Below are 1,062 nucleotides of genomic sequence, written 5' to 3'. Positions count from 1 at the left end.
CGCACCCGCCATGAGCCGCGAAGACAAAACCGTTCTTCATCTATGATTCTCCTTTTGAATAGTATCTAAATCATGAATTGATTTATACCGTAACAGATGGTTAAGAGGTATCCTTTACGCTGGAAATACACAGCCTTCCATCGTTGAAAAGCACCCAGCGTACTTTGTCTCCGTCCTTAATATCCAGCCTGTCGATTATCTCCTTCGGAATGGTAATTCTTCTCCTGCTCTGCCTTATGGTTACAGAAGTCTCTCCGACATACGCGACATCATCCAGATCTATTTTCATGATTTCTCCCTTTCGCGCAAACATATATTGGTATCATGCCAATAGCAAAAGAAATGCTGAGTATTAATCTCAGGAACTCTACGATAATAATGCCGGATGATAATCTATACCTGCGATTCTCGCTTTCCCCGTGAGTAGCAAATAATGTAAGCCATTTGCGAACAGCATACCAGAGAACCCATAGTATAGCTTGACCTGCAGCGGTATGAGTGATATTCTAAGTAATACTACCGGGATTTACTTTTAAAAATAAGAATATTCAATAAATAGTAAGAGGAATCATGCCTGAAAAGCCTGCGCGCGAGGAACTGGAGCAGCGGATTCGGGAATTGGAGAATGCTGAATCCGAGAACAGGCATGAATTGGAGGCTCTGCGGGAAAGCGAAGCCATGTTCAGATTCCTTACCGAAAGCATGTCCGATATCATCTGGACTGTGGATATGGATTTCAATACCACCTATGTCAGTCCCTCAATCGAGAACGTATTGGGATTCACGCCCGAGGAAAGAAAGAATCAATCCCCTGAAGAAATGGTAACACCCGAGTCCTTAAAATCGATTAAAAAACTGTTGAATAAGGAATACATCAAGGATAAATTAAGATCGAAAGACCGGGAGCGCTCCATTACCGCCATGACTGAATATTACATGAAAAGCGGCGGCACCCTCTGGCTTGAGAATCATGTGAGATGGATACGTGATGAGAAGGGTAAAATTATCGGGATTCATGGTATTTCCAGGGATATCACCGCACGCAGGCAGGCCGAGAAAGCG

Annotated in this window: 2 protein-coding genes; one reads left to right on the top strand and one right to left on the bottom strand. The window is 43.5% G+C overall.

Features of this window, described 5'->3' with window-relative positions:
* Window positions 1-100: 100 nt before the first annotated feature.
* On the bottom strand, window positions 101-289 hold the full coding sequence (locus tag K8S15_13505) for an AbrB/MazE/SpoVT family DNA-binding domain-containing protein (protein MCD4777052.1): 189 nt from the start codon (window positions 287-289) through the stop codon (window positions 101-103).
* 281 nt (window positions 290-570) lie between these two features.
* Between K8S15_13505 and K8S15_13500 the strand changes: the two genes are divergently transcribed.
* On the top strand, window positions 571-1,062 hold a 492-nt coding region (locus tag K8S15_13500), incomplete at its 3' end, for a PAS domain S-box protein (protein ID MCD4777051.1).

The organism is Candidatus Aegiribacteria sp. (assembly GCA_021108005.1).
GTDB lineage: Bacteria > Fermentibacterota > Fermentibacteria > Fermentibacterales > JCC-6 > Aegiribacteria.
Note: the sequence above shows the minus strand (reverse complement) of the source record. Positions and strands in the feature narration are given on the sequence as shown.